Below are 23306 nucleotides of genomic sequence, written 5' to 3'. Positions count from 1 at the left end.
TACTTCTCCTGTAACATTGAACAAAAAGCAGGCAATCTTTTGACTCCTTCTAAATCCGACGTTTTCAGTCTTCCCGAAGTCGCCGACACTCATGATCACGATTATCACCAGCTAGTGGTCGTTCTGGATGGAAACACAGATTTTGATATCGAAGGGAAAGGCGGTAAAAAAATGCAATCCGGTGCAGGATGCATTGTGCCCTCATCTGACGGCCACCAGTTTGTCGGATTAGGGGAAAACCGCATTATGGTGGTGAACCTACCGACACCGCCACAAAAAGCCATTACCGACGAAGAGTACGAGATTGTCTCCCGTTTGTTTGACCAAGCCGCATACTTCCAGCTGAATCCACGTCTACAAGTACTCGCATCAGCCCTATCTGGGGAACTGCAACAGTACCCAGATGACCCTATTTTGGCCCGTGCCTGCGGTAACACGCTACTCAGTGCCATCCGCCATCAACTGAATAACAAAGATGTTCGAGTTCGAGGCAATCAACTGGACATAGAGAAGCTGGATCAATTTATCGAGCTAAACTTGTCACGCCGTGTGCACATCAGTCAATTAGCGAACTTCTGCTTCTTGAGTGTTAGCCAATTCCACGAGCGCTTTAAAGACCGTACTGGGATGACGCCTCACCAGTACCTGATGCGTAAGCGATTAGAACGAGCGCAAGCCCTATTACGGGATGGACATGCTTCCATTCAAGTGGCTGAAATGTGTGGTTTCTCTAGTCAAAGTGCGATGACCAATGCCTTTTCACAAACATTAGGCATTACCCCCCTCAAGTATCAAAAGCAGTTTCGCCCATAAGCGAATATTTCGTGCGTTTTGCACCACTTTTTATCTTTTCGATGTAGTTACGCCCTATTTTGATACCGTTATCACCCTGTTAGCGACAATTAAAAATCTAATCGGATTTTCTTATAAAAAAAACCGATGATTTCGAAAGACCGATTCATCCTCCAGTCACTATAGTGCTCCCATGATCTGACTCTGCACGCCTTGAGTTTTAAGCACTTTTTGCAACACTTAAGACGGCATCTTCAACAACTATTCAAACGGTTCAATTAGAAGCTACGGCTTCTAATTGTCGTGGGAGAATCCGACTATGTTTAACGCGCTAGAGGCTCTAGAGCCGTCCATCCTTGAGCGTCCTTTAAATGAATTGTGGCAGCGTATTTCGCCACTTTACAGCGTCAATGAAGAACAATGGTTAGCTGAGCTATTAAAGCTTGCTGAGCCGTCTGACGCACAGTTAAAAGCCAGTACGGATGCCGCAACGAATCTGATCCAAGAAGTGCGCAAAGACGATGCGTCCATGTCCATGATCGATTCCCTACTGCTTGAATACAGCCTAGATACCAAAGAAGGCATTCTACTGATGTGTCTTGCTGAAGCCTTGATGCGCGTGCCAGACAAAGAAACAGCCGATGCCTTCATTAAGGACCGTCTAAGCGTTGCCGACTGGGCATCCCATGCAAAAAACTCTGATTCTTTCTTCGTCAACGCTTCCACTTGGGGGCTATTGCTGACGGGCAAGATCGTCACCATGGACGAAAACCAAGACGGTACCCCTGCTAACTTGATCAACCGCATGGTCAACCGTGTCTCTGAGCCAGTCATTCGTAAAGCCATGAACCAAGCCATGAAGATCATGGGACATCAGTTCGTCCTAGGTCGCTCCATCAGCGAAGCCCTATCCCGTGGCAAAAGCTACCGTGACAAAGGCTACACCTACTCATTCGACATGTTGGGTGAAGCAGCTCTGACGTCCAGCGATGCAGACAAATACCTAAAATCCTACGAGCAAGCCATCGAGTCTGTTGGCAAAGACACTTACAGCAAGGGTTACCGCCCAACGATTTCGATCAAACTGTCTGCTCTGCACCCACGCTACGAAGTGGGCTGTGAAGAGCGCGTCATGACAGAGTTGTTTGAAAGCGTTAAAGGCCTGATCAGCAAAGCCCGCGCATTGAACGTTGGCATCACCATCGACGCCGAAGAAGCGGATCGCCTTGAACTGTCTTTGCACCTGTTTGAAAAGCTGTTCCGTGACGACGTTACCAAAGGCTGGGGCTTATTTGGTCTAGTGGTACAAGCTTACTCAAAGCGTTGTTTACCGGTTCTGAACTGGCTAGCAGCCCTAGCAAAAGACGTTGGTGACCGAGTACCACTGCGTTTGGTAAAAGGCGCTTACTGGGACTCTGAGATCAAACTTTGCCAACAAAAAGGTCTAAGCGGTTACCCTGTTTACACCCGCAAAGAAGCCACTGACGTGTCGTACTTGGCTTGTGCTAACTTCCTATTGAGCGAACACACTCGCCAGTGGATTTTCCCACAGTTTGCCAGCCACAATGCTCATACTATCGCCACCATCGCCACCATTGCTGACAACCTAGGCGCACAAACCAACGAATACGAATTCCAGCGTTTGCACGGCATGGGCGACGCTCTGTACAACCGCCTTATCAAAGACAAAGACGTATGTGTGCGTATTTACGCACCAGTGGGCAGCCACAAAGACCTGCTTCCATACTTGGTTCGCCGCCTATTAGAAAACGGCGCAAACAGCTCTTTCGTACACCGTTTGGTGGATGCTCGCTGCCCAGTTTCTGAGTTGGTTGATCACCCTGTTACCACTCTGAAAGGCCGTAAAACACTGCACAACCCGCACATCAACCTGCCAAAAGACATGTTTGATGATCGCAAAAACTCCTTCGGGCCGAACATCGAAATCGAATCCGAGTGGACACCTTTCAAAGCCTCTGTGGACGCCTTCATGGGCCAAGAGACCCAGTGGACAGCTTACCCAATTGTTGGTGGTGAACAACTCAACACATCTTCCATTCACGACGTGAACAGCCCTTACGACCATAGCCTGAGCGTTGGTAATGTACATTGGGCAGATAAAGAGATTGTTGATCAAGCCATCGACATTGCAGATAAGGCTTATCCAGAATGGTCGCAAACGCCAGCGTCTGACCGTGCTGCTTGCCTAGAACGCATGGCTGAATTGATGGAAGAAAACTACCCAGAATTAGTTGCGATCTGTCACCGTGAAGCGGGCAAAACCATCCAAGACAGCATCGACGAAGTCCGCGAGGCGGTGGATTTCTGTAACTACTACGCGCAGCAAGTGCGTCAAAATTTCTCTGGCCCTATCACCTACAAAAACTACCTAGGTGAAGAGCAAAAAGTTCAGCTGACTGGCCGTGGCGTCTTCGCTTGTATTAGCCCATGGAACTTCCCATTGGCAATCTTCACAGGCCAAGTCGTTGCCGCGTTAGCAGCAGGCAATACAGTCGTTTGTAAAGCGGCTGAGCAAACGTCTTTGATCGCTTACCGTGCGGTACAAATGCTGCACGAAGCGGGCATTCCGAAAAATGTTTTGCACTTCCTCCCCGGCAACGGTGCCACCATTGGTTCACCGATGACACAAAACAAACGGATTGCTGGCTTAGCGTTCACAGGCTCAACCGGTACCGCGCAACTTATCAACCGCACGCTTGCTGCACGCGGTGTTGCGCCGGTGCCAGTGATTGCTGAAACAGGTGGTCAAAACGCCATGCTGATCGACTCCACTTCGTTACCTGAGCAAGTGGTTCGTGATGCGGTGCGTTCTGCCTTTGCTTCCGCTGGCCAACGTTGTTCTGCCTTGCGTGTCTTGTTTGTTCAAGAAGACATTGCCGACCGCGTTATCCCAATGATCGCCGGCGCCATGAAAGAGCAATCAGTTGGACTTCCGTACTTGCACTCTACTGATGTCGGTCCAGTGATCGATGCGAAAGCCCAAAAAATGTTGCTTGAGCACATCGAAGTCATGAAAAAAGAAGGCAAGCTTATCGGACAATCCGAGTTGCCAGAATGGGCAGAAAAAGGCACTTTCGTAGCGCCAACGGCTTTCGAGATCAGCAGTATCGACCAGCTTAAAGATGAGAAATTTGGTCCTATCATGCACGTGGTTCGCTACAAAGCAAAAGACCTAGACAAGATCATCGACACCATCAACAACTCAGGCTTTGGTCTAACCATGGGGGTCCACAGCCGTAACGAAACCACCTGCGCTCGTATTGCACAACGTGCTCGCGTAGGTAACTTGTACATCAACCGTGACCAAGTGGGTGCCGTGGTAGGTGTACAACCATTTGGTGGTCAGGGCCTATCTGGTACTGGTCCAAAAGCGGGTGGCCCACACTACTTACCTCGCTTTGCTTTTGAGCAACGCGTGTAACGCTCGTCACAGGAGAGACAACATGACAATTGTAAAACCGATTCAGATCCAAGTGGCGAACGACGTGTTAGAAGCTTGGAACAACCTTGGCGTGGTGACCCGCGCCGAGCAACTTAAATCCGCTGCGGAAAAATTCAGCGGCGCCACGCGAAGCATGGCCCTTTGGCAACTGGACAACGCCATCCATGAGATCGGCGAAGCCTTGGTGCTGCCGGGACCGACTGGCGAAAGCAACGTACTGTCCACCCATGGTCGTGGTCCCTTTTTGATTACAGCCCAAGAAGACCAAGCAGACAGTAATCTGCAAACCGCTTTGGTGGGTCAGACCTTCGCAGCACTTGTTGCAGGGAATCCAGTGGTTACAGTGGGGCCAGAAGGCCAAGCCATCATGGATGCGCTTGCGCCGTTTGTCCCAGAAGGTGTGATTCAGAACGTGGCACGCTCTGCGGAAGACTCCTTGATTGAAGCCTTGGACCTGGCGGGTATCGCGACAGTCTGTGACAGTGATCACGCCCAAGTCTTGTACCAGCGTCTTGCAAACAAGACAGGTCTTTTGTGTCAGCTCGTTGAAGAAAACGATGCCCAGACACTGCCGGTGATCAGTGCGCCCCATTATATTTTGCGCTTTGTGACCGAGAAAACCGTGTCCACCAACACCACTGCAATCGGTGGTAACGCTACCTTGCTTGAGCTAGGCAGCAAAGCCGAATAGCCACCCAGGAGGGTAAGCGCCATCGCCTTACCCTACCGCAGGATAGCAAGCCCCCCGCTTGCATCCGTTGCTGGCCCTCTGCCCTAACAGAGGGCCTTTTTTTAAGCTTTTGCCAAACACACTCGATTGCGTCCTAGATGCTTCGCCTGATAGAGGGCCTGATCAACTTGCTTGAGCATGCCATCTAAAGACTTTTTAGCGTTCAATTCCACCACACCAATAGACATGGTGATATTCAGACGCACACCACGGAAAATAAACGGCTGAGTCGGCAGGTAGGCGCGAATGTGCTCGGCAAACTCATGGGCAGCCTCAAGGGAAGTCTGCTCCAACAAAAGATAGAACTCTTCCCCACCAATTCGATAGAGACTCCCCTGATTGGGCAACACACTCTGTAAGGTTTTCACAATGAACTGCAGGGCCTGATCGCCTCCATCATGACCAAATTCGTCATTGATCTGTTTGAAGTGATCGATGTCTATGATTAATAGACTTGGGGATGCCTCTGGTAGGCTTAATTCACGGGCACGCTTTACCGCTATGTCGAATTCACGACGGTTTCCAATCCCCGTCAGCGGATCCGTTAGACTGGCACGCTCCAACTGACGCATAAGCTGGTTACGCTCAGTAATGTTTAACATGGCACCTACTTGGCCGCCTTTATCGCCATTCTTCTTGTAAAATACGGCCTTGTTGAACTCGATCTCAGACTCTTCACCACTGGACGACTTCACCTTGGCTTCGTACACCTGCTTGCCGCCACTCGCTAATAAGTTTTGGTCCGCTTCGTAATAAATATCCGCAAGATGCTTAGGGGCCACATCGTACACAGAGTGGTTCACTATCTTCTCAACCGGTAACCCAATATGCTGACTGAACGCTTGATTACAACCACGGTAGACATGTAACTCGTCTTTAAAAAAGATTGGGATAGGCACTGCATCAATGACGGTTTGCAGCATATGATCGGACTCTTGTGCTGACACACGACTCATATCACGCTGGCTCAACATGAACACAAGACACCCGGCGATACGCTCATGATCTTTTTGGGACTCACACGCCTCAGCCCCAAGGGCCGACCATTTTAATGACGCCTCAAGTGACCAATGCTCAACCAGCATCAGCACACGTCGTGCCCCCACCAAAGGTTGCTCATCATGGGTTAAATCAGAGTCCAGCATGAGCGTCAAAGCCCCCACGGGCACCTCGCTCAAAGCAGAAAAGGCCTGCCAATCAGCAGACCAATTTCCAGAGGTCAAAAGAGGTTTGAGAGACGCCTTCCATGGTGACAATGAAGCAGAGTAGTAAATGGTGGATACAGTCATGGCGTTCTAAGTCTACAGCGTAAGTGTATGAATAATAACCAGTCCGTTTCGATACATCAATTCACGAATCCAGACAATAGCTGACCGATCGGTTAAATATTGGTGCGAAGGGATTTATTTTGCCCCATTATGCGCTCAAACGCCTCCCTGTATAATGATGATGTTAATCCTATAAGTAATTGAAATTTAATAAATTAAAATTAACTTTGCACATTAATTACACCATGGCACCACCTTTGCAACACCTTTAAGATGCCCCAAAAGAAGCCAAAGAGATCCCTTATGAAGCTAAAAAGCCTCTTGTCCGTGAGCTTAATTGCCGCTATTTCACTGCCAGTTATCCTTACCACCCTGCTATTTGCCTATTTTATCAAGTCAGACCTGACCCAAAAGGTAACAGAGACAGACTTGCCGACGGCATTAGGAGAGGTTAAAAATGCGATTGAGCTGGAGCTTAGCCGCTCTATTTTGCCGTCTCACGGTATCAGCCAGAATACTTTCATTACGGATTGGATCGCCTCCGGAGAGCCACAAAACGGACTGCCCGCGGTACAACGTTATTTAACCCAAGTGAACCGTACCAATAACGGCTTAACCGCCTTCATCGTGTCTGGACAAACAGGCCATTATTACACCCAAGATGGATTGGTTCGCACCTTAGGCGCTTCCGACACTTGGTTCGATGCGTTTATCAATTCTAATGCTCCCTATGAGCTCAGCATCGATACTGATAAAAACTTAGACACGGTAGCAGTTTTCACCAATTACGCCGTAACAGTTAAGGGGAAACGGGTCGCCTTGGCGGGCATCGGCAAGTCCCTAGATGCCATGAGTAAAATGATCCAACAATACCAAATCGCTGAATCTGGCATCGTCTTTTTAGTGGATGCCAAAGGCGAAATTAAGGTTCACCCGGACAAAAGCAAAGTCGGTAATACCTTCCCCCTCACTGGCCTTATTGATCAGGTTCAGACAGTTTCTAAAGATGGTATTGAGATTGTGGAGTCCGCCACTAAACTGGATTCCCTTGATTGGTATGTGGTCACAGAAGTGCCAGCGAAAGAGCTATTTGGCAGTATCCAATCCGCCATTATGTTTAATGCAGGGGTAGGTGCTGTGATCGTACTATTTGGCTTGTTAGGCGTTCGGTTCCTATCAAACGTGATATTCAAACCCGTAGAAAGCATCACCCATGCCGTGACTCAATTAAACGATCAGGATGGCGACCTGACCGCACGATTAAACATCAAAGAAAATCACGAAATAGGAGTCTTAGCACGGGAATTTGACCGCTTTATCGCGCAAATTCACGACATGCTAAAGCAGGTGTCTAATACATCCGAGCGAGTTCGAGAAACCTCTCACCATGTGTATCACAACATTAATACCGCCCACGATTTGAGTGACCGACAATCCCATAGCACCACCTCTGTTGCAGCGGCCGCCAGTGAGATGGAAATGACCATCAAAGATATCTCAGAAAACGCAGAATCAGCCTCCTCTGCCGCTAACACCACGGATCAGGCGGCACGGGAAGGTATGCGTTTCTTAAGCGCGACCATCGAGCAAATGCAGACCTTAGAAGCCATGATGGGCGATTCGGTCAACAACGTAAACGAGCTGTCCCTTGAGATTCAGTCCATCACCCAAGTATTGGATGTGATCAGGGGGATTTCAGAGCAAACCAATCTACTTGCCCTGAACGCAGCCATTGAAGCAGCCCGAGCGGGTGAGCAAGGTCGAGGGTTCGCGGTGGTTGCGGACGAAGTTCGAACTCTGGCTCAACGAACAGCCGAATCGACTCAAGAAATTGACAAGATGATTGAGACCCTTAAATCCAAAGCAGAACAAACGGTTAAAACCATTAATGCAGGCAGCCAAAGCACCCAGGAAACCTCTACTCGCCTAAGGGAAACCGGTGCCACCCTAAAAGACATTACCACCGAGGTGGAAAAAGTCTCTGAAATGAGCCATCAAGTGGCGACAGCCACCCGAGAACAGGCCAATGCAACGGAAGAAATTACCCGCAACATTGTGATCATTTCAGATACCTCCAACGACACCATGAGCAGCATGAAAGCGTCTTATCAGCTATGTAACGAGTTAGACGAACACGCCGCCTCACTCACCAAAGCAGTGAACCATTTCACACTCTAAAGCGAGCTCAATAGCACAAAAAAGCCCCGCTCAATGGCGGGGCTTTTTGGGCGCGTTAACGGGCCTTAATTATTCAGCGTCACGGGCGTTAATGTAGGCACGCTCAGACACTTCATGCCAATCAGACACCTTGCTTAGGAAGGCTTTGAAAGACTCGTACACTTTGGCACTCATTTCGTCGTTTGCAGCAACCCCTTCAAGGGTTTCTTGAGAAGCCTGTTTCAGTGCTTTCAAGACGTCCGCAGGGAATGGACGAAGATCCACGTTGTGTTCGTTTACAAGGGTTTGCAAGGCGTCATTGTTCAACGCTGTAAACTCATCCAACATGTCTTGAGTCGCTTGGCGTGATGCCGCTTTCACGATGGCCTGTAGGTCTTTTGGTAGGGCTTCATATGCTGTTTTGTTCACCAAAAGCTCCATTTCGGAACCTGGCTCATGCCAACCTGGGTAGTAGTAGTATTTGGCCGCTTTGTACAAACCAAATGCTAGGTCGTTGTAAGGGCCCACCCATTCTGTCGCATCAATGGTACCGGTTTGTAGCGCTGTGAAGATCTCACCACCAGGCAAGTTAATTGGGGAACCGCCTAGTTTTTCGAGTACTTCACCCCCTAGACCAGGAATCCGCATTTTTAGACCGTTGAAGTCTTCAAGAGAGTTGATCTCTTTGTTGAACCAACCGCCCATCTGCACGCCCGTGTTACCCGCTGTGAGAGGGATCAAGTTGAAAGGCTCGTAGACTTCTTGCCATAGGGCCATACCGCCACCATGGTAGATCCAAGAGTTGATTTCTTGAGCGGTCATGCCGAATGGCACCGCAGTGAAGAATTGCGCGGCAGGCGCTTTACCTTTCCAGTAATAGGCTGCCCCATGGCCAAGCTCGGCGGTACCACGAGACACTGCGTCAAATACCTCTAGAGGAGGCACTAGCTCGCCCGCTGCGTACACTTTCACTTTCAAACGACCGCCGGACATTTCTGTCACACTGTTGGCGAAGTTTTCAGCGCCGGTACCAAGACCTGGGAAGTTTTTCGGCCAAGTGGTGACCATCTTCCATTCAATGGTTTTTGGCGCAGCTTGTTCTGCTGCAGCCGTCTTATTTTCTTCTGCCTTGTCAGAGCCGCCACAAGCGACTAACGACGCAGCCGTCACACCAGCAAGCATCCACTTGCCCCATGATTTCGCATTTATCATTTTGTTATCCCTCAGAAAACCAGTAGCTTTATTCTTTTTATCAGTTCAGGACTGAGATTGCGGCAGAGCGGTGGACGCCTCTGCACCGTTTAAGGCGTTTTGCCCCTCGGATAACTAAGATACTAAGCTCTGGATAAGGATTGCTCAACACTCCTAGACTAATTGGTTATAAAAAAGCCCCACTACTTTGCAGTAGCGGGGCTTAAATTGGATATTCAGTGTCGCTTAGGGGTTAATTTCCTGCGCGAGCATTGATGATGGCGCGTTCAGAGATGTCACTCCATTTCATCACATTTTCTTTAAATTGCTTCTGTGACTCGTAGACCTTTTGGCTCATTGGGTCCTGAGCAGCAACTTTCTCTAATACCACGTCGGACGCTTCGCGGAATTCTGCTAGAACATCATCTGGGTAACGCTTTAAGGTCACCCCATGATCATTGATCAGGGTCTCTAGAGCGGCGTAGTTCTTCGCGGTGAATTCGTCCAAGATCTGAGAGTTAGCCTGACGAGCTGCCGCACGAACAATTAACTGAAGGTCCTCTGGTAAGGCATTAAACGCATCTTTGTTGATGATGGTTTCAAGGGCCGAGCCCGGTTCCTGCCAACCTGGGTAGTAGTAGTATTTTGCCGCTTTGTAGATACCAAACGCTAGATCATTGTAAGGGCCTACGAATTCTGTCGCGTCGATGGTGCCCGTTTGTAGCGCGGTAAACATTTCGCTACCAGGCATGTTAACAACGGTTACGCCTGCCTCGGCGAGTACTTCACCACCAAGACCCGGCATACGCATTTTCAAACCATTTAGATCGGCTACAGAGTTGATTTCTTTGTTAAACCAACCGCCCATTTGTGTGCCTGAATTACCGGCTGCCATAGGGATGACGTTAAAGGGAGCATACACTTCTTCCCATAGCTCAAGACCGCCACCCACGTGCAACCAAGCGTTCATTTCTTGGGCCGTCAAACCAAATGGCGTAGTGGTAAAGAACTGAGCCGCAGGTACTTTGCCTTTCCAATAGTAAGAAGCGGCGTGACCGATCTCCGCTGTGCCACGAGATACGGCATCAAAGGCTTCTAGTGCCGGCACTAATTCCCCCGCTGCGTACAATTTCACTTTGATACGACCACCAGACATAGCCGTGATATTGTCTGCTAAATACTGGGCTCCGGTGCCTAAGGCTGGAAAATTCTTCGGCCAAGTGGTGACCATTTTCCATTCAAATGTTTCTTGCTTCGGCGCCTCTGCTGCGGCCGCAGTATCATTACTTTTTTCTTCACCGCCACCACAGGCAACCAGTGATAGAGAAAGCAAACCGGCCAACGCCCATTTGCTGAAATTCGCTAGGTTTTGCATTGTTTTCCTCAGGAAGCTTGTTACATCACGGCCACATTTTGTCGCCATACAATCAACACAGCCTTCTTGTGAAAGACTGCCATCGCGGCGAATACAACAAACCTAATCGTCAAAGGTACTCCCACGCTGGGGCCATGATTGGTCATGGCGCGGGAATGGTATGATGGATACTTGACCAACTCAATGAAAATCTGACCATGTTCATAGGAAGGATTTAAATAATCAGGCACATCAGATTAACCATAAAAAAGCCCCGCAACCATATGGCTGCGGGGCTTTTATTAACTGGATTTACTCTGGGAGGAAATCTTCTAATCAGTCACCTGCACGGGCATTGATGATGGCACGCTCAGAGATATCGCTCCACTTCATCACATTTTCTTTAAATTGCTTCTGTGACTCGTAGACCTTTTGGCTCATAGGGTCGTTCGCTGCAACCTTATCCAATACCACTTCGGACGCTTCGCGGAATTCCGCTAATACGTCATCTGGGTAGCGTTTCAAGATGACGCCGTGGTCATTGATCAAGGTTTCTAGAGCTTGATAGTTCTTCGCTGTGTACTCATCCAAAATCTCAGAGTTGGTCTGACGCGCTGCTGCACGAACGATCAACTGAAGATCTTCAGGAAGCGCCTCGAAAGCGTCCTTATTGATGAAGGTTTCCACTGCAGAGCCTGGCTCCTGCCAACCTGGGTAGTAGTAGTATTTCGCCGCTTTGTAGATACCAAACGCAAGGTCATTGTATGGGCCTACGAATTCTGTCGCGTCGATGGTGCCTGTTTGTAAGGCGGTAAACATTTCACTGCCCGGCATGTTGACCACAGTAACACCTGCTTCGGCTAGCACTTCACCGCCAAGACCTGGCATACGCATTTTTAGGCCGCTTAGGTCGGCTACAGAATTGATCTCTTTGTTAAACCAACCACCCATTTGCGTGCCAGTGTTACCGGCTGCCATAGGGATGATGTTGAAAGGTGCATACACTTCTTCCCATAGCTCAAGACCGCCGCCCACATGCAACCAAGCGTTCATTTCCTGTGCGGTTAAACCAAACGGTGTGGTGGTAAAGAACTGTGCCGCTGGCACCTTACCTTTCCAGTAGTAAGAAGCGGCGTGACCGATCTCTGCTGTGCCACGAGACACGGCGTCAAAGGCTTCTAGGGCAGGTACTAATTCGCCTGCAGCGTAGACTTTCACCTTGATGCGGCCACCCGACATAGCGGTAATGTTGTTCGCTAGGTTTTCAGCACCGGTACCCAGAGCTGGGAAGTTTTTTGGCCAAGTGGTGACCATTTTCCATTCGAATGTTTCTTGCTTCGGCGCGTCTGCTGCGGCCGCAGTGTCATTACTTTTTTCTTCACCGCCGCCACAGGCAACCAGTGATAGAGAAAGCAAACCGGCCAACGCCCATTTGCTGAAATTTGCTAAATTTTGCATTTCTGTCCTCGGAAAGCTCGTTACGTCTGAACCGCATCATGCGGTCAGAAAATCAGTACAGCCTTCTCGTGAAAGACTGCCACAGTGGCGAATACAGAAACAAAGATGTCTTGGGATTCCCACTCTGAGGCCATGATCGGTCATGGCGCCAGAATGGTATGATGGATACTTGATCAACTCAATTAAATTCTAAGCAAGTGATCAAGAAACGTCTGCATATTGAAGGTTAGAAAGGTGCCGTGTAATGCCAACGCTGGCGCGCGCCACTGTCCGCAGACTCCATGGCCAACTCCATAGCATATACCAGCTCACAGGCGTTGTTTTGTGAGACAGGCGCTTCTCCCCGACCCTCAATGGCATCTGTCAGCTGCTGGTAGAAATTCAAATACTGTCCGGCAGCAATGGACTCTTCCTGAGCTGGCTGAATCTCATCTTGGGTCGGTGCGCGGTAACACAACGCCCGCTGGGGAGTCCCGGCATAATCCTCTTGATCAGGTAATTGCCCAGCCCGAAGGGCATCTTCTTGTGCATCTAGGCCAAAGCATTGCCACGAGCCTTGGGTGAAGCGCCCATTGAAACGTCGCATTTCCCCCGCTTCAAACGGTGTCGACCCTAGACGAACGCGTGTTTTGCCATAGCCAAGTTCCAGCTCAAACCAATCATGGACATTCCCCCCTTTTCGAAGTGTATCCACACTGGCGTGTATCCAGTCAGGTGTTCCCATTAAAGCCAAAACCTGATCGAAAATATGAGGGCCAAGATCCCAGAAGATCCCAGTCCCTACCCCAGGTTGCTCACGCCAGCGCTCCTGAACCACAGGGCGGAAACGGTCAAAACGACTGTCTAGGTGCTTTAACTCACCTAGTTCGCCGGATTCAACTAAGGCTTTAAGGCGTAAGAAATCGCCATCGAAACGGCGGTTTTGATACACAGTGAACACCTTGCCCTGCTCATTGGCCAAGCGACATAAGGCTTCGATTTGCCCTAGCTGGGTTACGGAAGGCTTTTCCAGCAAAACATGCTTACCGGACTCTAATGCCAGCTTAGCTTGGGGAAAGTGCAGCTCATTGGGCGTGGTAATCACCACCAAATCCAATTCATCACTGGTCAGCATGGCATCAGCGTCTGTCACCACCTGCACATCCGGCCAACGCTCCAGTACCGCTTCTCGCTGAGAGGTACAAATTTGTGACAGTGTCATACCAGCTTGCTTAGCAATAAAAGGGGCATGAAAAACCCGACCAGATAAGCCAAATCCTACTATTCCGACACGTATCGACATCTTTGTTACCTCTTCATTATCCGTAAAAGACAGCCTTCATTATGGATTTACTTTGAGTTCAAATCAAATTCACCCTTTTAAAGCACTTCCAATTTCGCAAACGACAACACCAACCATTTGGTGCCTGCCTCGTCAAAGTTCACCTGTACCCGCGCTTGGGGCCCTTGGCCTTCGTAGTTCACCACCAAACCTTCGCCAAAGATAGGATGCTTCACCCGATCCCCCATGGAGACGTTAGTCTCAGGCACCGTGTGTCCTTGAAGAATGTTTTGGTTTTGGCGCTGTACCGAAGCGGAGTAATCTGGACGCTGTAAGGACACAGGGCGCGCTACTTGGGAACGCAAGCGCACTTCTTCAAGACACTCTTGAGGAATCTCACGAATAAAGCGTGACGGGCTGTTGAATGACTCAGAACCATACAAGCGGCGGGATTCCGCGTAGGTGATGTAGAGTTTCTGCATGGCACGGGTAATGCCTACGTAACACAGGCGACGCTCTTCTTCTAACCGCCCCGGTTCCTCAAAAGACATACGACTAGGGAACAGGTTCTCCTCTACCCCAGTTAAAAACACCAGAGGGAACTCCAAACCTTTAGCAGAGTGCAAGGTCATCAGCTGTACTGAGTCTTGATATTCATCCGCTTGGGCTTCCCCTGCATCCAACACAGCTTGATCTAAAAACGCCATCATCGGCGAGCTGAACTCTTCGTCCGCTTCAAGCCAGTTAAAGCCGCTGGCAGCATTCACCAGCTCTTTTAAGTTCTCTACTCGCGCTTCCCCTTTCTCACCTTTTTCTTTTTCGTGATAAGGAATTAAGCCTGCTTCTTCAATGATTTGGTCAAAGATGTCCCCTAACCCTAGGTCAGGGTTTTGTAACGTAGAAGCCATGCCTTGGATCAATTGCATAAAGCCTTTGATGGCGTTGGCTGCCCGAGCAGGCATCAAACCATGGGTAACGATTTGATCCGCCGCTTGCCACATGGAGCAGCCTTGATCCCTTGCCAGCTCTCGGATCGTGCCGATACTACGCTCACCAATACCACGGGTAGGCACGTTAATTACGCGCTCCATAGCACCATCATCATTAGGATCAATTGCCAAGCGTGCATAGGCCAGAGCATTTTTGATCTCTAGGCGGTCGTAGAATCTGTGTCCACCATAAATACGGTAAGCAATCTGTTCCCTAACTAGGCATTCTTCTACTACTCGAGACTGGGCATTTGAGCGATACAAAATCGCCATGTCCGCTAGAGCAGTGCCGTCATCTCGCCATTTTTTGATGATGTCGATGATAAAGCGTGCTTCGTCTTGCTCATTAAATCCTGCATAAACGGAGATGGGCTCACCATCGCCACTGTCTGTCCAAAGCTCTTTACCAAGACGATCATCATTGTTGCTGATCAAGCCATTGGCTGCTTTTAGAATGAACCCTGTGGAGCGGTAGTTTTGCTCTAGGCGAATCGTATGTACATCATTGAAATGCTTAGGGAAATTTTGGATGTTTTCGATCTTCGCCCCACGCCAGCCATAAATTGACTGATCATCATCACCCACCGCGGTGATGGTGCCACTTTCCCCAACCATAAGACGTAGCCAAGCGTATTGGATGGTGTTGGTATCCTGAAACTCGTCCACCAACACATGCATGAAGCGCTGCTGGTAATGCTTCAGCAAAGCTGGCGTGGTCAACATTAACTCATGGGCACGCAACAGCAGCTCACCAAAGTCTAATAGACCGTTTTTCTCGCAGGCTTCTTCGTAGTGGTAATACATCTCCCGCATCCCACGGGAAAAGGGATCATGACTGTCTGGTACATGGGCCGCACGACGACCTTCGTCTTTTTGAGCGTTAATAAACCAACAAACTTGCTTTGGCGGCCAGCGGGTTTCGTCAATGCTCAGCTCGCGCATGATGCGCTTTACTAAACGTTGCTGATCATCGCTGTCCATAATTTGGAAGTTTTCTTTCAGGCCCGCATCGCGCCAATGGGCACGCAGTAAGCGGTGTGCCAAACCATGGAAGGTGCCAACCCACATACCCTGGGGAGGAACGCCCACTAGCTCCTCGATACGACCTTGCATTTCTCGGGCGGCCTTGTTGGTAAAGGTCACCGCCATCAAGCTGTAGGGAGACAGCTCATAAGCATGCATCAGCCATGCAATCCGGTGCACCAATACTCGTGTTTTACCTGATCCGGCCCCCGCCAGCACTAAGCTGTTTTGTAAGGGTGCGGCCACTGCTTCTCGCTGCTTGTCATTCAACGCATCGAGAATAAAAGAAACATCCATTCGAGCCCGCCAATTAAAATTTCATTAAAAATAGGTTGATTTTTGACCAGTTTTGCGTTTTTTATACAACTGAAGTCTTGATGCAGTCTATTTTGACTTTTTTCACCTGTCGATGACAGTGATCTGTGCATTTCTGTTGTCGAAATGGACCGAGAGGAAAAAAAGATGAGTACCGCAGTGGAAACCATTTCTGAAGTTAAAACTGATTTACTACATGCTTCCATCAGCCTCAAGAAAGAGGAAAACGAGCGAAATCAAAAGGAAGACAGTGCCCGCATGCTGAAAGCACGTCGCGCCATTGAGTCTTACCTAGAAGAAAAACGTTTGAGTAAAGCCATCTCAGACGGCTGGGACGAATAACTCCCGCCACTTTATCCTATCGCCTTGCTCCCCTTGTCAGGGCGATACACCTTCCAAGTCCTCACGGCCTTTAGCGCGTGAACAGAGCCCCTTACCCCCTAAAGAAATCACCATTTCATGGCATTTGGTCAATTGATCTGTCTTTTGGGCGGATTCGCTGTTGTTTTTGTAGCCGTATAAGCTGGCTTAGAGTACCATTACCGCTGGTTTTTTTAACGCAAACTTATAATAAAAAAAGCACCTATAACCCTTATGGGGAGTCACCATGTTTGAACATATCCAAGTTGCTCCGGCCGACCCAATTCTCGGCTTAAACGATGCCTATCGTAACGAAACGAACCCCAATAAAATTAACTTGGGCGTTGGCGTATACAAAGACGAAGCGGGCGCAACACCGATTCTTAAGTCTGTGAAACAAGCAGAAGAAAGATTAGTTAAGAACGAGAAAACCAAAAGCTACCTAAGCATTGAAGGGCCAGAAGCTTACCGCGATGCCGTTCAAGCTTTGTTGTTTGGTGCGGATCACGAGATCATCGCTAAGCAGCGCGCGCGTACTGCGCAATCTCCAGGCGGAACCGGCGCACTTCGTATTGCGGCTGAGTTCATTAAAAAGCACCTGCCTGGCGCCACCGTTTGGGTCAGTAACCCAACCTGGGCAAACCATCAGTCTGTGTTCCAATCCGTTGGTTTGGAAGTGGGCAGCTATGCCTATTACGATGCAACCACTAAGTCCCTGGACTTTGAAGCCATGTTGGCAAGCTTGTCCCAAGTGCCTGAAGGCGATGTTGTGTTGTTCCACGGCTGCTGCCACAACCCAACGGGTATCGATCCGACTACCGAGCAGTGGGCTCAACTTGCAAAACTTTGCAGCAAGCAAGGCTTCTTGCCATTGTTTGACTTCGCTTACCAAGGTTTTGGCTCTGGTTTAGAAGAAGATGCCACAGGTTTGCGTATTTTCTTGAACCAAGTACAAGAAATGCTGATCGCCAACTCTTTCTCGAAAAACTTCGGTTTGTACAACGAACGAGTGGGTGCTTTGACAGTGGTCTGTGAGACTTCTGACCATGCTGATGCGGCCTTTTCTCAAGTGAAGCGTTGTATCCGTGCAAACTACTCCAACCCGCCAGCCCACGGTTCTGCAGTGGTGAGCGAGATCCTTAACGATCCTCAGCTACGCAGTCTATGGGAAATGGAACTTCAAGCAATGCGTACACGTATCCACGAAATGCGCAGTTTGTTTGTCAGTACCTTGCGTGCGAAAGGTGTTGCTCAAGATTTCTCATTTATCTCTAAGCAACAAGGCATGTTCTCCTTCTCTGGCCTAACCCCAGATCAAGTCGCTCAGCTTCGCTCTGAGTTCGGCATCTACATCGTTGGCTCAGGTCGTATCAGCGTTGCGGGTATGACAAAGGACAACATGGAACCACTGTGTGACGCCATTGCGAAAGTCTTAGCTGACTAATATGCCAATGGCGGTGCAAACCGCTTTCTTAAAAAGCCAGCTTGGTGAGCACCTTGCTGGCTTTTTTTATGGGGCAGCAAAACACTGTGTATTTCACACAAACGTGGTAGCCTAACCGACTCTCTTTTATAAAGACACCGTATTCAGGAGTGATGTATGACGGCCACATTGATCTACTGCTATGACCCTATGTGTAGCTGGTGCTGGGGGTTTCGCCCCACTTGGACAGCGCTACAGAAGGCTCTCGCCAAGCATATCGATCGTGAAGACCTTGTGATACAGCCAATGGTAGGTGGCCTTGCCAAAGATTCTGACGTGCCCATGCCAGAAGATATGAAACAAAAGCTGCAGTCGACTTGGCATCGCATCCATGAAGAACTGGGTACAGAGTTTAATCATGACTTTTGGACAGATACAGTCCCTCGTCGCTCTACTTATCCTGCAGGACGCGCTTGCTTAGCCGCTCGAGATCGCAATCTTGAGATGGAAATGAATCACGCCATCCAAAAAGCTTATTACCTGAAGGCGCAAAACCCGTCCAATATGGATACCCTTGCTCAATGCGCGGAACAGATCGGCCTGAACAAGGAAGGCTTTTTAAAAAGTATGGCGTACATTGAAGCGGAACAACTGCTGGAAAAAGAAGTGGAATCCGCCCGTCATTTAGGGCTGAACTCATTCCCATCCTTGGCCTTGTTAGTAGGTGAAGAGCTGACTTATATCCCGTTAGATTACAAAGATCACAAAACCATGCAGGCACAGATCGAGAAGCGTTTAAAGGAGCTGTAGTCAGCTCCTTTAAACACGTTCATAGAAGAGATAAAAGAAGGTTAAAGCACGCGATCTAAAGCGTTCAGTAGCTGCTGCATGTCTTCTTGGCTGGTGTAATGTACAAATGACAAGCGCAATACCCCAGTATCAGGATCCACACCTAACGCTTCTAGCAAGCGAACCGCATAAAAATGTCCAGCGCCACAAATAATGCCTTGTTTGACTAGCTTTGCAGCCAACTCTTGTGGGGTTTGATCCGTCGGAAGAATCGATACCGTTGCCGCTCGTTTTGCTGGGTTAGAGGGGCCAACCAGGGTGAGCTTAGGGTGCTCAGACACATAGTCGAGAAGCTGCGGCAGTAGGGCTGCATCCGCCTCTTGAATCAGCTTTCGCACCCGCTGGGCACGAACTTGTACGGTACTGGCCTTCTCAAAATGATGGTCATGTAAGCGGTCAAAGTAATCTATCACCCCTTGAGCCGCTGCCACCTGCGCATGATCTGGTCCTGCAGGAACAAACCACTTGTGACGATATGCCCCATTAAAGTAATGGGCTTGATTGCCTAAAATATCCGCCATCTCATCACGGATCACCATGACCCCAAGGTGCGGACCATAGGTTTTGTAGAGGGAGAACACATAGATATCGACCCCAAGATCCGCCACGTCAGGCATCCCATGGGCAGCATAGGACACGCCATCCACCACAGTCCAGACACCTGCTTGCTTAGCTTTGCTGCAAATCTCTTTTACCGGATTGATGTGCGCCACCACATTAGAGCAATGATTAAAGGCTAGTAATTTGGTTTTCTCCGTAAAAAGTGTATCCAAATCACTGGGATCTAACTCACCTGTCACCGAATCCACCCGCCATTCTTTAATGACGACACCTTGCTTTTCTAATCGTCTCCATACACCGATGTTGGCTTCATGGTCTTGATTAGTAACGATAATTTCGTCACCCGGTAGTAGCACATTGGCAAACGCTTGGGCTAATACATAAGTATTTTGTGAGGTAGAAGGCCCTAGGTGAACCTCCTCCGGGGAGACATTTAAATAACCCGCTAAGCGCTCGTGGGAAGCATCCATCTGCTTACCCGCTTTTTGTGACACTGGGTGCAAATGATAAGGCTGAATTTTGCTTTCGTGATAATAACGGTTCAAATGCACAATCACTGGGAGGCACGCGTAAGCACCACCAGCGTTGTCAAAAAATGCTTGGCCTTCCAGTGACGGCTCATCAAACGCCGGAAACTGCGAACGAACAAATTGTAAATCCAGTGCTGACATGGCAACTCACTCCTTATCCCTTTGCTTTCTTGTCATTTAAGTATAGGCAAGACGGTTTGATTATGGCGTCTCCCTAAGGTGGTGCGTTCCCTACCCAAAATCATGATTGATCAGGTCTAACATAGGGTTAAACACCGTCTCTTTTGATGTGGGCTTATCTTGCTCTGTTTTGGTGGTCGAATGCTCTACAGGGGCAGATATGTCTTGATCAATCATAGTCCCTGTCTCACCCTCTCCCTCTAACTGAGGCACTGCCACGTCATGCTCAGAGTCAGCGACCTCAGAGTCAGGGGCGCCACTTGGCTGAGCACTGTGGCTGGGATGCTCAGTAGAGCTTTTGATAAATTGATCCAGCTGCTTTGCTAGCCCAGCCAAATCATCGTAAGTCACGTTCACCGCCAACCATTCACTGGCTTCTGGCTGTGCTGACAGTAATGAGCCAGCAATCATGCCGTGACGATGCTTCGCTAACAGCTGTGTCATATGAGCTTCTGTCAGGGGCTGGTCCATCTGCAACCAAAGGGCCAATCCCCCTTTACTGGTAGCAAAGCGTACAGAGTCCCCTAATACCGACTCCAAGGTACTCTTGGCTTTCTCAGCAATGGACCAAATCTGGCGAGCACGTTTTGCTAATGAATGGGTCTGTGTAGGCTGCAAGGCATCTAATAAGGCTTGTTGCTGCGGGTCGCTCAAAGCTAAATCTGCACTTAGCAAAGCCCCTTCTAGCATTTTATGTTTACCTACCACACACCATGCAGCGTTACGATCCACTCCTTTCGACTCGATACCACCGATGTACACCACTTGGTTCTGTTCATCGAGGGCTTTATACGTCATCAAAGAAGAGGTTTTGTAGGCAAGGTGAGAGGTCATATCCCATTCAATGGCAGGCACTCCCACTTGCTGCAGAATGGCCATCCAGCGGCGTAGACTCAAATTAGAAATCTCACTGCCCGTTGGGAATGCAAACTGACTCGGGAACACCACTAACTTGATAGCGTCATCCCGCAAACAGCGTACGACTTCGTCAAGATCCACGCCCCGCTCACCGGACGCTAACGTCAGTACCTGACGCCCTAAACTCATTAAGGTGGAGGTTAAACGAGGATCACAGGGGGTGACGACTAACACGGTGTCATCTATCTGAGTTAAGGATTGAATCGCTTGAGTGTACAAACCCAAAGGGGAACGACTCAGCCAAATATGGGAAGGATGAACCGAAATGGCAACCTTTTTAAGATGATCCGCTACGGCTTCTCTGACGGCCAAATGGCCTTTACCCAATACAGGTAAATCAGGCTCTCCCGCTCGCGGACTGGGGTTTAAAAAGGCATCACTTTGATCCACTAACGCAGCTCGATGGGACAACGCAGACCAGGCCATTTTTTGCCCTAATTCGCTAAACTGTGTGACTCGATCTCCTGCTAACACATGAGCCGCGCGGGATTGCTGCTTATGGCAGACAAAATAGCCAGACTTAGGGCGAGACTCGATCCAGTCCTCTTCCATTAGGATTTCGTAGCCATGAATAACCGTATTAAGACTTAGCTCCAGTTGCTTTGACAGCTTACGCAGAGATGGCATCTTGTCCCCTGAGCTCAACTCACCTTGGCTCATTTGCCCCAAAAACCAATCCACAACGCCTTTATAAAGAAAGTCTGCCACGGCTACTGTACCTTTATTTGGTTAATTTCATCATACTGTTAGGAACCTTAGCGAATAACACCAAAATGACAAGAGTAAAGCCAAAGGAAAGTCGCAATATTAAAGCGATAGGCTAAATTTAGAGGTACAATTTAGTTTTTCTCACGGATCTCTGCTGGCGCACGACCTATGGCATTTAATGCAAACACACTTCGAGACGACTTCCCTATTCTGTCCCTTGAGGCAAATGGCCATCCGTTAACCTATCTCGACAACGCTGCCACCACACAAAAGCCTCAGGCAGTATTAAATGCCCTGATGGATTATTACACTCGCAGTAATGCTAACGTACATCGGGGTGCCCATTTCCTAAGCGATCGCGCCACTGCTCATTTTGAACATGCCCGTGAGCAGGTAGCACGCTTCATCCACGCCCCGCAAAACAGTCATGTGATCTGGACAAAGGGCGCTACGGAATCCATCAACCTAGTTGCCCATGGGTTAGAATGGTGTATCAAACCGGATGACGAAATCCTAATCACCAGTCTCGAGCACCACGCCAATCTAGTACCTTGGCAGCAGCTCGCATTCCGAACTGGCGCCCGTTTGCGGGTACTGCCACTGACTTCCAAAGGGGAATGGGAGCCAGAGTACCGTCATTATTTCAATGCTAAGACTCGCATCTTTGCTTGCACCCATATCTCTAACGCCATTGGTGTTAAAACCCCGCTAAAAGAGATGTTAGCCGCGGCACAATCGGTAAATGCCTTTACCTTGGTAGATGGCGCCCAAGCGGTGGCTCACCATGTTATTGATGTGGCGGATTTGGATTGTGACTTTTATGTGTTTTCAGGCCATAAAATGTACGGCCCCACAGGGATAGGTGTCCTTTATGGCAAGCAACATGCCCTAGATGTTTTAACCCCAATGCAAACAGGGGGCGAAATGGTACGACACGTGACCCACAACAGCACTGAGTTCAACATCTTGCCCTACCGCTTGGAAGCAGGCACTCCGCACATAGAAGGCGTCATTGGCTTAGCTGCCGCCTGTAAGTACTTGAGTTCCCAAGATCGACAAGCCATGCTCGAATGGGAGCACAAACTCGCCCGCTACGTTTATGATGAACTAAAATTCGATACTCGAATCGAGATCTACTCCCCTGCCAGCGATACCTCTATCGTGTCTTTAAGCGTGCCTGGGATACATACCTTAGATTTAAACGGCTACTTAGATAGCCAAGGTATCGCCGTTCGTGCAGGCAGCCATTGTGCGCACCCATTGATGGCACAACTGGGCGTCAGCAGCACCTTGAGAGCCTCCTTTGCCTGTTACAATACCCTGTCAGAAGCCCGCCGCTTCTGTGATGTTTTATTAGAAGCCATAGAGATACTAGGCGATGACTGAGATAAGCCGTGACACCCTACAAGCCAGACTGCAAGCCTGCACCAGCAAAGAAGCCACCTTCAAAGAGTTGGTCATGCTCAGCAAGCAACTTGACCGCTTGCCAGAGTCTGAAAAAACACCAGAACATCAGGTAAAAGGCTGTGAAAGCGCCGTGTGGCTAATTGAGTCTCAAGAGAATGGATACTGCCTGTTCCGCGCAGACAGTGATGCCAAGCTTATGCGAGGGGTGCTGGTAGTGATTCTCAGCCTAACCCATGGACGAACTAAAGTTGAGTTACAAGCCATGGATCTGGTGGCAGAGCTAAGCCAGTTTAACCTTTCCAGCTACCTGACCAGCTCCCGAACTAATGGTGTATTGGGCATTTTAAAGCAGATTCAGGCGTAATCTGT

At 49.2% G+C, this 23306-nt stretch carries 17 protein-coding genes; 9 read left to right on the top strand and 8 right to left on the bottom strand.

Translation table 11 applies throughout. The annotated features are described in order from the left end of the window. Window positions 1-39 precede the first annotated feature (39 nt). The 3 genes from ACZ5DR_RS05725 to ACZ5DR_RS05715 all read left to right on the top strand — a co-directional run bounded on the left by ACZ5DR_RS05725 (window position 40) and on the right by ACZ5DR_RS05715 (window position 4946). A complete protein-coding gene (locus tag ACZ5DR_RS05725; RefSeq protein ID WP_377366081.1) occupies window positions 40-813 on the top strand; it encodes a helix-turn-helix domain-containing protein in 774 nt (257 codons plus the stop codon). Window positions 814-1111: 298 nt separating this feature from the next. Further along, window positions 1112-4234, top strand: a complete 3123-nt coding sequence (gene putA / locus ACZ5DR_RS05720; RefSeq protein WP_377366082.1) for a bifunctional proline dehydrogenase/L-glutamate gamma-semialdehyde dehydrogenase PutA — start codon at window positions 1112-1114, stop codon at window positions 4232-4234. Between the two features lie 22 nt (window positions 4235-4256). After that, complete coding sequence (locus tag ACZ5DR_RS05715) at window positions 4257-4946, top strand: hypothetical protein (RefSeq protein ID WP_377366083.1); 690 nt, start codon at window positions 4257-4259, stop codon at window positions 4944-4946. A gap of 101 nt (window positions 4947-5047) precedes the next feature. Here the strand turns inward: ACZ5DR_RS05715 and ACZ5DR_RS05710 are convergent, their stop codons facing one another. Beyond that, window positions 5048-6274 carry a sensor domain-containing diguanylate cyclase gene (locus ACZ5DR_RS05710; RefSeq protein ID WP_377366084.1) on the bottom strand — a complete coding sequence of 409 codons (1227 nt, stop codon included), beginning with the start codon at window positions 6272-6274 and terminating at the stop codon, window positions 5048-5050. 282 nt (window positions 6275-6556) lie between these two features. On the opposite strand from ACZ5DR_RS05710, the gene ACZ5DR_RS05705 reads away from it, so the two are divergent. Next, entirely contained in the window at window positions 6557-8431 is a 1875-nt protein-coding gene (locus tag ACZ5DR_RS05705; RefSeq protein WP_377366085.1) for a methyl-accepting chemotaxis protein, read from the top strand. A gap of 69 nt (window positions 8432-8500) precedes the next feature. Here the strand turns inward: ACZ5DR_RS05705 and ACZ5DR_RS05700 are convergent, their stop codons facing one another. The 5 genes from ACZ5DR_RS05700 to uvrD form a co-directional block, all read right to left on the bottom strand. Further along, window positions 8501-9622: a TRAP transporter substrate-binding protein gene (locus ACZ5DR_RS05700; protein WP_377366086.1), complete on the bottom strand. Its 1122-nt coding sequence runs from the start codon at window positions 9620-9622 to the stop codon at window positions 8501-8503. 232 nt (window positions 9623-9854) lie between these two features. Next, window positions 9855-10976 (bottom strand): TRAP transporter substrate-binding protein, encoded by a 1122-nt coding sequence (locus ACZ5DR_RS05695; RefSeq protein WP_377366087.1) that lies wholly within the window; start codon window positions 10974-10976, stop codon window positions 9855-9857. A gap of 315 nt (window positions 10977-11291) precedes the next feature. Then, window positions 11292-12413, bottom strand: a complete 1122-nt coding sequence (locus tag ACZ5DR_RS05690) for a TRAP transporter substrate-binding protein (RefSeq protein ID WP_377366088.1) — start codon at window positions 12411-12413, stop codon at window positions 11292-11294. Window positions 12414-12639: 226 nt separating this feature from the next. Continuing rightward, a complete protein-coding gene (locus ACZ5DR_RS05685) occupies window positions 12640-13695 on the bottom strand; it encodes a Gfo/Idh/MocA family oxidoreductase (RefSeq protein WP_377366089.1) in 1056 nt (351 codons plus the stop codon). Between the two features lie 77 nt (window positions 13696-13772). Next, the gene (gene uvrD, locus ACZ5DR_RS05680) at window positions 13773-15983 is read right to left on the bottom strand and encodes a DNA helicase II (RefSeq protein WP_377366090.1); all 2211 of its coding nucleotides are present in this window, start codon (window positions 15981-15983) and stop codon (window positions 13773-13775) included. A gap of 165 nt (window positions 15984-16148) precedes the next feature. On the opposite strand from uvrD, the gene ACZ5DR_RS05675 reads away from it, so the two are divergent. The 3 genes from ACZ5DR_RS05675 (at window position 16149) to ACZ5DR_RS05665 (ending at window position 18594) form a co-directional block, all read left to right on the top strand. Further along, window positions 16149-16343: a PA3496 family putative envelope integrity protein gene (locus ACZ5DR_RS05675; protein ID WP_377366091.1), complete on the top strand. Its 195-nt coding sequence runs from the start codon at window positions 16149-16151 to the stop codon at window positions 16341-16343. A gap of 265 nt (window positions 16344-16608) precedes the next feature. Beyond that, complete coding sequence (locus ACZ5DR_RS05670) at window positions 16609-17805, top strand: amino acid aminotransferase (protein ID WP_377366092.1); 1197 nt, start codon at window positions 16609-16611, stop codon at window positions 17803-17805. A 156-nt stretch (window positions 17806-17961) separates the two neighbouring features. After that, window positions 17962-18594, top strand: coding sequence for a DsbA family protein (locus ACZ5DR_RS05665; protein WP_377366093.1), 633 nt, complete (start codon window positions 17962-17964; stop codon window positions 18592-18594). 41 nt (window positions 18595-18635) lie between these two features. Here ACZ5DR_RS05665 and ACZ5DR_RS05660 read toward each other — a convergent pair whose 3' ends face one another. After that, window positions 18636-19865, bottom strand: coding sequence for an aminotransferase class V-fold PLP-dependent enzyme (locus ACZ5DR_RS05660; RefSeq protein ID WP_377366095.1), 1230 nt, complete (start codon window positions 19863-19865; stop codon window positions 18636-18638). A gap of 90 nt (window positions 19866-19955) precedes the next feature. After that, window positions 19956-21530 (bottom strand): GntR family transcriptional regulator, encoded by a 1575-nt coding sequence (locus ACZ5DR_RS05655; RefSeq protein ID WP_377366096.1) that lies wholly within the window; start codon window positions 21528-21530, stop codon window positions 19956-19958. Window positions 21531-21698: 168 nt separating this feature from the next. On the opposite strand from ACZ5DR_RS05655, the gene ACZ5DR_RS05650 reads away from it, so the two are divergent. Both ACZ5DR_RS05650 and ACZ5DR_RS05645 read left to right on the top strand, forming a co-directional pair. After that, the gene (locus ACZ5DR_RS05650; protein WP_377366097.1) at window positions 21699-22916 is read left to right on the top strand and encodes an aminotransferase class V-fold PLP-dependent enzyme; all 1218 of its coding nucleotides are present in this window, start codon (window positions 21699-21701) and stop codon (window positions 22914-22916) included. Then, window positions 22909-23301, top strand: a complete 393-nt coding sequence (locus ACZ5DR_RS05645) for a SufE family protein (protein ID WP_377366098.1) — start codon at window positions 22909-22911, stop codon at window positions 23299-23301. The genes ACZ5DR_RS05650 and ACZ5DR_RS05645 overlap by 8 nt, the downstream gene beginning before the upstream one ends. Window positions 23302-23306: the final 5 nt, after the last annotated feature.

It is taken from the genome of Marinomonas vaga (assembly GCF_055388305.1).
This window is presented reverse-complemented; position numbering and strand designations above follow the sequence as displayed.

Coding starts and splice junctions, on each gene's coding strand:
- putA (WP_377366082.1), top strand. CDS start 1,112: ATGTTTAACGCGCTAGAGGCTCTAGAGCCGTCCATCCTTGAGCGTCCT.
- uvrD (WP_377366090.1), bottom strand. CDS start 15,983: ATGGATGTTTCTTTTATTCTCGATGCGTTGAATGACAAGCAGCGAGAA.
- ACZ5DR_RS05675 (WP_377366091.1), top strand. CDS start 16,149: ATGAGTACCGCAGTGGAAACCATTTCTGAAGTTAAAACTGATTTACTA.
- ACZ5DR_RS05695 (WP_377366087.1), bottom strand. CDS start 10,976: ATGCAAAACCTAGCGAATTTCAGCAAATGGGCGTTGGCCGGTTTGCTT.
- ACZ5DR_RS05650 (WP_377366097.1), top strand. CDS start 21,699: ATGGCATTTAATGCAAACACACTTCGAGACGACTTCCCTATTCTGTCC.
- ACZ5DR_RS05645 (WP_377366098.1), top strand. CDS start 22,909: ATGACTGAGATAAGCCGTGACACCCTACAAGCCAGACTGCAAGCCTGC.
- ACZ5DR_RS05685 (WP_377366089.1), bottom strand. CDS start 13,695: ATGTCGATACGTGTCGGAATAGTAGGATTTGGCTTATCTGGTCGGGTT.
- ACZ5DR_RS05700 (WP_377366086.1), bottom strand. CDS start 9,622: ATGATAAATGCGAAATCATGGGGCAAGTGGATGCTTGCTGGTGTGACG.
- ACZ5DR_RS05670 (WP_377366092.1), top strand. CDS start 16,609: ATGTTTGAACATATCCAAGTTGCTCCGGCCGACCCAATTCTCGGCTTA.
- ACZ5DR_RS05715 (WP_377366083.1), top strand. CDS start 4,257: ATGACAATTGTAAAACCGATTCAGATCCAAGTGGCGAACGACGTGTTA.
- ACZ5DR_RS05690 (WP_377366088.1), bottom strand. CDS start 12,413: ATGCAAAATTTAGCAAATTTCAGCAAATGGGCGTTGGCCGGTTTGCTT.
- ACZ5DR_RS05710 (WP_377366084.1), bottom strand. CDS start 6,274: ATGACTGTATCCACCATTTACTACTCTGCTTCATTGTCACCATGGAAG.
- ACZ5DR_RS05665 (WP_377366093.1), top strand. CDS start 17,962: ATGACGGCCACATTGATCTACTGCTATGACCCTATGTGTAGCTGGTGC.
- ACZ5DR_RS05705 (WP_377366085.1), top strand. CDS start 6,557: ATGAAGCTAAAAAGCCTCTTGTCCGTGAGCTTAATTGCCGCTATTTCA.
- ACZ5DR_RS05660 (WP_377366095.1), bottom strand. CDS start 19,865: ATGTCAGCACTGGATTTACAATTTGTTCGTTCGCAGTTTCCGGCGTTT.